The 7,127-nt window shown below is 47.1% G+C and carries 5 protein-coding genes and 1 pseudogene; all 6 read right to left on the bottom strand.

Features of this window, described 5'->3' with window-relative positions; translation table 11 throughout:
* A pseudogene (locus ND2E_RS04160) lies at positions 1 to 386 on the bottom strand (formyltetrahydrofolate deformylase); the annotation flags it as partial.
* 186 nt (positions 387 to 572) lie between these two features.
* Positions 573 to 1,169: a sarcosine oxidase subunit gamma gene (locus ND2E_RS04165; RefSeq protein ID WP_033095239.1), complete on the bottom strand. Its 597-nt coding sequence runs from the start codon at positions 1,167 to 1,169 to the stop codon at positions 573 to 575.
* Positions 1,162 to 4,185 (bottom strand): sarcosine oxidase subunit alpha, encoded by a 3,024-nt coding sequence (locus ND2E_RS04170; protein WP_033095238.1) that lies wholly within the window; start codon positions 4,183 to 4,185, stop codon positions 1,162 to 1,164. The genes ND2E_RS04165 and ND2E_RS04170 overlap by 8 nt, the downstream gene beginning before the upstream one ends.
* Positions 4,182 to 4,481, bottom strand: coding sequence for a sarcosine oxidase subunit delta (locus ND2E_RS04175; protein WP_033095237.1), 300 nt, complete (start codon positions 4,479 to 4,481; stop codon positions 4,182 to 4,184). The genes ND2E_RS04170 and ND2E_RS04175 overlap by 4 nt, the downstream gene beginning before the upstream one ends.
* Positions 4,482 to 4,493: 12 nt before the next feature.
* Positions 4,494 to 5,744, bottom strand: coding sequence for a sarcosine oxidase subunit beta family protein (locus ND2E_RS04180; RefSeq protein WP_033095236.1), 1,251 nt, complete (start codon positions 5,742 to 5,744; stop codon positions 4,494 to 4,496).
* An 84-nt stretch (positions 5,745 to 5,828) separates the two neighbouring features.
* Complete coding sequence (gene glyA, locus ND2E_RS04185) at positions 5,829 to 7,082, bottom strand: serine hydroxymethyltransferase (protein ID WP_033095241.1); 1,254 nt, start codon at positions 7,080 to 7,082, stop codon at positions 5,829 to 5,831.
* Positions 7,083 to 7,127 lie beyond the last annotated feature (45 nt).

The following is a 7,127-nucleotide window of genomic DNA, read 5'->3' as shown; positions in this document are numbered from 1 at the left end:
GAGATGATCGCCGGGATCTCAATAGCCAAATCGCCAGTGCGATAACGGTATAATAAGTCATTCAAACAGTGATCGTGCTTAGACACCATGATCACCACTTTAGATTTATACGGACGGGAGGCCAGTTGCCATTGCATGTCAAATTCGTTGGCGCGTTGCTCAAATTCATTGCTAAAGGCAACGTCATCAAATGCTGTTGCCGTCTGTGCTCTAAATTCTATGCGAATGAAGAAGTGATTAACCGCAGTATCATCAAATGAGTGAATTTCATTAATATAAAAGCCTTTTTCACACAAAAAACGGGTCACTACATCGACGGTGCCCGGTCGGCTGGGACAATTAGCGGTGATAATATGTGTTTGTGAAACGGGTTTGATATCGGCCATGTTCGATCCTATGTTGAAATGAAAGGTTGAAGTGAAAACCGCTTGGGTTAAGGCAATAGTCATTACTATTTATGTCAACGTAAGCGGCTTTATGAGTGGTGATCGCTACCCTTAACGCGCATTGAAACAACAAACAATTTGCATTAAGGGGCGATAGGTTTTAGCTAGACAAGCGTTAAACAGTCGTTAAACAATCGTCAGGCCATATTCTTGACTGCTTTGTTGGATCCATAACCAGACATAGTCAGAAAAACTGCGACGTACCACCAGCTGAAATGTATTTTCATCTAGGCGCAATATATGGGCGCCAGTTTTTGCAAACGTGGTGCCAATGACTTTACCTACCGGAAAACTCTCCAGATGTAAGTCATAACCAGTTGATTTTTTCATCAAACCGATAATGTCTTTACCACTGAGCTCAAGCAAGGTTTGCGCGCCACTGATATCACTAACGGCAAAATGGCCGGTTAAATAGCTACGCAGTTTTTGCTCTACGTCAAACTCGGTGCCTGATTCGACAATCACTAACCATTCATCGGGTGCTAACCACATGATTTGCGCCAACTCACTTTTAGCACTGCTACAGGGCGCAGTGGGCAGTGCAACCCCTAAGGCTTCTTGCACCCCGGCTAAAAACGCGGTATCGGCCGCATTACCACGTAAGTTCAGATGCCCTAAAAGCTTATGCTCATGCAAGGTGATGCCACCTTCGCTTGATTGCCCAATTAATTGCTCAAGCTGCGCATGGTGCAGTGGTGATTCTGCTTGGATTGACTTAGACATGTTGACGGTCTCCCTTTGGATCATAAAATACTGGACTGCAAATTTCAGCTTCCACAGTAGTGCCATCACTTAATGGCAAAAACACACTCTCACCTTTGCGGCTAATGCCACCTTTAACCACGGCTAAAGCAAACGAATACCCCATACAGGCGCTGTAATAACTCGAGGTAACATGACCCACCATCTTCATCGGGATGGACTGGTTTTTCTCAAAGACAATTTGTGCACCTTCAGGTAAAACAAAGGTTGGATCTTTCGGTTTAAGGCCCACCATTTGTTTGCGGTCGTCACGTTTATTATCAAAGCGCGTCCAAGAGCGTTTACCAATAAAGCTAAACTCTTTTTTCTTACCAACAACCCAATCCATGTCCAAATCTTGTGGCGTCACTGAGCCATCGGTGTCTTGGCCAACAATGATAAAGCCTTTTTCAGCGCGCAAAATATGCATGGTTTCCGTGCCGTACGGGGTAATGTTAAACTCTTCTCCCGCCGCCATCACGGCTTTCCAGGTTTGCATGCCATAGTTTGCTTGCACGTTAATTTCAAAGGATAACTCACCGGTAAAGGAGATACGGAAAACACGTGCTTTTACCCCTGCTACTGTGGCTTCTATCCAATCCATGTATTTGAAATTATCACTGCTGACATCGACATCACAGATTTTCTCTAAGACTTTACGCGAGTTCGGGCCTGAGATAGTCATGGTTGACCAATGGTCTGTCACGGTGGAGAAGTAAACTTCCAGCTCTGGCCATTCGGTTTGATGCCATAGCTCTAACCATTGCAATACCCCCGCAGCGCCGCCGGTGGTGGTGGTCATGATAAAACGATTTTCATCAAGACACGCGGTTACCCCATCATCAAAGACCATACCGTCTTCTTTACACATGACGCCGTAGCGACATTTGCCTACGCCTAACTTGCTCCAAGGGTTGGTATAGACGCGGTTTAAAAATTCACGGGCATCTTTACCTTGAATATCAATTTTACCTAAGGTCGAGGCATCTAAAATACCCACACTGTTACGCGTTGCTAAACATTCACGCTCCAGTGATTGCTGCATGGTTTCACCTGGCTGTGGGAAGTACCACGGACGTTTCCATTGACCGACATCTTCAAATTCAGCGCCATGCTCAAGGTGCCATTTGTGCATGGCACTAAAGCGAGCTGGGTCGAATAAGTGCTTCACATCCGCCCCGGCTAAGGCGCCAAAGGTGGTTGGTGTATACATAGGACGGAAAATCGTTGTGCCCGTTTCAGGAATGGTTTTGCCTAACGATTTAGCGGTAATTGCCATGCCGTTAATATTGCCCAACTTCCCTTGGTCCGTACCAAACCCTAATGCGGTGTAACGTTTGACATGCTCAATTGACTCAAAACCTTCACGGTTTGCCAATTCGATGCCTGCAGCGGTGACATCATTTTGATAATCGACAAACTGCTTGGGCGCACGACTGGTTTTTTTACTGTGCGGTATATGAAACAGTGCCATCGACGCATCTTCTTGTGGGTCGCTGGTTTTGGGTGCTTTCCCCACGTAACTACCATCCCCTTTACCTGCGGCCTGTGCAGCGATAGCGCCAGTAGCAAAACCATTGCTGAGGACGTTTGATAAGGCATAAATACCTTCCAATCCGCCACAGCTGTGTTGCTGTTGCACCGTAGCACCTGGGACAAAACCGGCAATCTCTTCATTCCATACCGGGCGAGAGCCGGTGTGTGATGATAAGTGAATCACGGGGCTCCAACCGCCTGAGCTGGCTACCGTATCACAAGCAAGATGTTTGGCCGGGCCAGTCACGCTGTGATTTGTGGCATTAATTGGCGCGACATCAACGCCTTTTACGCGCTTGCTGCCTTTAACTTCAATGACGCCATGACCAAAGAAGATATCAATGCCCAGTTTTTTAACTTTATTGACTAAGTCGCCGTTTGATGCGGCGCGCGTATCAACAATCGCTACCACTTTACGACCGGTTTGATGCCAATCAATGGCGGTTTTATAGGCATTATCATTGGTGGTCATTAACACCAATTGTTTGCCCGGTACGACATCATAACGATTAATGTAGGTTGATACGGCGTTAGCTAACATACAGCCGGGCACATCATTATTACCATAGACCAGCGGACGCTCATGGGCACCAGTGGCTAAAATCACTTGTTTAGCACGGACTTTATGTACGCGTTGACGGGTGCTTTGTAATTGATGCTCACCTAAATGGTCGGTGCGACGCTCATTGATACCGACCAAGTTGTGGTCGTAGTAACCAAACACGGTGCTGCGTGGTAATAACATCACGTTATCCATGTCGCTAAGTTGCGCCACCGTTTTTTCCACCCATTGGCTAGGCAATTGACCGTCTATTGATTGTGTTGAGCATAATAAACTGCCGCCAAATTCATTTTGTTCATCACTGATGATGACGCGTGCACCGGTTTGCGCCGCCGATAAGGCAGCAGCGAGTCCTGCAGGGCCACCGCCAACAATCATCACATCACAATGATGATGCATTTTGTCATAGCTGTCGGGGTCATTTTGCTGAGGACTCGCGCCTAAACCAGCGCCTTTACGAATTAAGTGCTCATACGACATCCATAACGATTGGGGAAACATAAAGGTTTTATAATAAAACCCTGGCGGCATCATAGAGCCACCGAGTTTGCCCACCGTACCCATTAAATCGAAATCAACATTAGGCCAACCATTGGTTGAGCTGGCTGTTAACCCCTGATATAGGTCAGTTTGTGTTGCACGCGGGTTAGGAATGGTGGTCGCTTGCGTTGAGCCAACTTGAAAAATGGCATTGGGCTCTTGCGAGTCACTGGTAATAATACCGCGCGGACGAGAGTATTTAAAACTACGCCCAACCACATCGACGCCGTTGGCTAACAAGGCTGATGCGACAGTATCGCCTTCAAAGCCTTGATATTCTTTGCCGTTAAAGCTAAAGGTTAACGTGCGGTTACGATTAATGCGTTTGCTGCTGCCAGCGATTCGATTAACTTGGCTCATGATTGGCCCTCTTCATTAGCGGTAACACGGGGCGCTTGACCCATTTTGTAAGTTTCCATGATTTCATAGGTTGCGGTATTTCTCGTCGCATTAAAATATTTACGACAACCGGCGGCGTGTAGCCACATCTCATGATGTAAGCCTCGCGGGTTTTTACGGAAAAATAAGTAATGAGCCCATTGCTCATCGCTGATGTCTTCTGGCTGTAAGGGACGCTCGATATGGGCTTGTCCGGCAGGACTAAACTCTTCTTCTTCGCGCATCTCTTCACAATAAGGACAGTGGATAAGTAACATAATAAATTCCTCTTAGTGGGCAACACCGGCAGCGCCGTGTTCGTCAATTAATTCACCCGATGAAAAACGGTCAATGCTAAAGGGTTTGGCTAATGGGTGCGGCTCATCCTTGGCGATGGTATGGGCAAAGACATGCCCTGCGCCAGGTGTTGCTTTAAAACCACCCGTGCCCCAACCACAATTAAAGTACAGTCCCTTGATGTGCGTTTTTGAAATAATAGGACAAGCATCTGGGCAGGTATCGACAATACCGCCCCAGGCGCGGTTAAGACGGACACGACTGAATATTGGGAACATTTCAATAATGGCGGCTATGGTGTGCTCAACCACATTAAAGGAGCCACGCTGACCATAACCGGTATAGCCATCGATACCCGCGCCAATAACCAAATCACCTTTATCCGATTGACTGACATAACCATGCACATGGTTCGACATCACCACGGTATCTAAAATCGGCTTTAATGGCTCGGATACCATGGCTTGTAGTGGATGCGATTCAAGCGGTAATTCCATGCCGACCATCTTAGCAATCACACTGGAGTTACCCGCGGCAACACAGGCCACTTTACCGGCAGAAATAAAACCGCGATTGGTTTCAACGCCTTCGACTGCGCCATCTTTACGGCGAATGCCGGTGACTTCGGTTTGTTGTAATAAATCAACGCCTAAGGCGTCCGCTGCACGGGCAAACCCCCAAGCAACCGCGTCGTGACGCGCTGTCCCTGCACGGGCTTGCCATGAGGCGCCCATGACTGGGTAGCGAGCATTGGTTGAGCAGTCTAAAATCGGTACCATTTCTTGTACTTGCGCTGTGGTTAACACTTCACCATCTATGCCGTTAAGGCGGTTAGCGTTCACCCGACGTTCAATATCACGCATGTCTTGTAAGGTATGACCAAGGTTTAATACGCCGCGTTGACTGAACATTAAGTTATAGTTGAGCTCTTGCGCTAAGCCTTCCCATAATTTCAAGGAATGCTCGTATAAGTGTGAGGCTTCATCCCATAAGTAATTAGAGCGGACAATGGTGGTATTACGCGCGGTATTACCGCCGCCTAAGTAACCTTTTTCAATGACGGCAATGTTGGTGATGCCATGCTCTTTTGCTAAATAATAAGCTGTTGCTAGGCCATGGCCACCGCCACCGATGATAACGACATCATAGTGTTTTTTCGGGGTAGGATTACTCCAAACCCGTTGCCAATTCTCGTGGTAACTTAATGAGTGTTTTAATAAACCAAATCCTGAATATTGTTGCATGGTATACCCTTTTTCTAAATTGTATTATTGGCTAAACAAAGAGCGCTAATCGGCTAAAAGTCGCTTAGCGCTCACTCGGGTTACCTAGCGGTAGACCGGATTTTTTTCACACAAGTCCAATACTTTGCTTCGCACGTCATCTATTACTTGTTCGTTGTTGATGTCATCTAACACATCACAAATCCAACCGGTTAATGCCGCTGCTTCTTCTAGTCCAAAACCACGGCTGGTGATGGCCGGAGTACCGATACGCAGACCACTGGTAACAAACGGCGATTGTGGGTCATTAGGTACTGAGTTTTTGTTCACCGTAATGTTAGCGCGGCCTAGCGCAGCATCGGCGTCTTTACCGGTAATGCCTTTATCGATTAAATCCAATAAAAATAAGTGATTGTCCGTACCGCCAGAGACCACGTTATAACCACGGGCTTGGAAGGTGGTTGCCATTTCACGGGCGTTATCGATAACCTGCTGCTGATATGTAACATAGCCTTCAGATAAGGCTTCTTTGAAACAAATCGCTTTGGCGGCAATAACATGCATCAATGGACCCCCTTGACCGGCTGGGAATACCGCGGAGTTTAATTTTTTCGCGAGCTCTTCGTTTTCTTTGGCGATAATTAAGCCGCCGCGAGGACCACGTAAGGTTTTATGGGTCGTCGTCGTGACGACATCGGCAATCGGTACCGGGTTAGGATATAAACCAGCAGCCACTAAACCAGCGACGTGCGCCATATCAACAAATAACCAAGCACCAACACTGTCAGCAATATCACGAAAACGCTGCCAATCCACCACACGAGAGTAGGCAGAGAAACCGGCAATAATCATCTTCGGTTGATGCTCTTTGGCAAGACGTGCAACTTCGTCGTAATCAATTTCACCGGTGCTTTCGTTTAAGCCGTATTGCACCGCGTTATAAATTTTGCCGGAGAAGCTCACTTTCGAGCCATGCGTTAAATGACCACCGTGCGCTAAGCTCATGCCCAACACAGTTTCACCGGGCTTAAGCAAGGCCATAAAGACGGCCGCATTAGCTTGAGAGCCAGAATGAGGTTGTACATTGGCGTAATCAGCGCCAAATAATTCTTTTGCGCGATCGATGGCTAATTGCTCAATGACATCAACATGCTCACAGCCGCCGTAATAACGTTTGCCTGGGTAGCCCTCAGCATATTTGTTGGTCAGTTGGCTGCCTTGTGCTTGCATGACACGCATACTGGTGTAGTTTTCTGAGGCGATTAATTCAACGTGATCTTGTTGACGGCTATCTTCTTGACCCATGGCTTGCCAAATACTGTCGTCGAAACCGGCTATTTGATCATTTTTATAAAACATGTGCTTTCTCCGCGGCTCAATTTGCCGTCGTTTTTTTTGTTTGGG

It is taken from the genome of Colwellia psychrerythraea (assembly GCF_000764225.1).
Classification (GTDB): domain Bacteria; phylum Pseudomonadota; class Gammaproteobacteria; order Enterobacterales; family Alteromonadaceae; genus Colwellia; species Colwellia psychrerythraea_D.
The sequence above is the reverse complement of the archived record's forward strand: the minus strand, read 5'-3'. Positions and strand labels throughout refer to the sequence as shown.

Excerpts from the sequence above, each read along its gene's own strand:
- ND2E_RS04180 (WP_033095236.1), bottom strand. The coding sequence starts at position 5,744 with ATGCAACAATATTCAGGATTTGGTTTATTAAAACACTCATTAAGTTAC.
- ND2E_RS04175 (WP_033095237.1), bottom strand. The coding sequence starts at position 4,481 with ATGTTACTTATCCACTGTCCTTATTGTGAAGAGATGCGCGAAGAAGAA.
- glyA (WP_033095241.1), bottom strand. The coding sequence starts at position 7,082 with ATGTTTTATAAAAATGATCAAATAGCCGGTTTCGACGACAGTATTTGG.
- ND2E_RS04165 (WP_033095239.1), bottom strand. The coding sequence starts at position 1,169 with ATGTCTAAGTCAATCCAAGCAGAATCACCACTGCACCATGCGCAGCTT.
- ND2E_RS04170 (WP_033095238.1), bottom strand. The coding sequence starts at position 4,185 with ATGAGCCAAGTTAATCGAATCGCTGGCAGCAGCAAACGCATTAATCGT.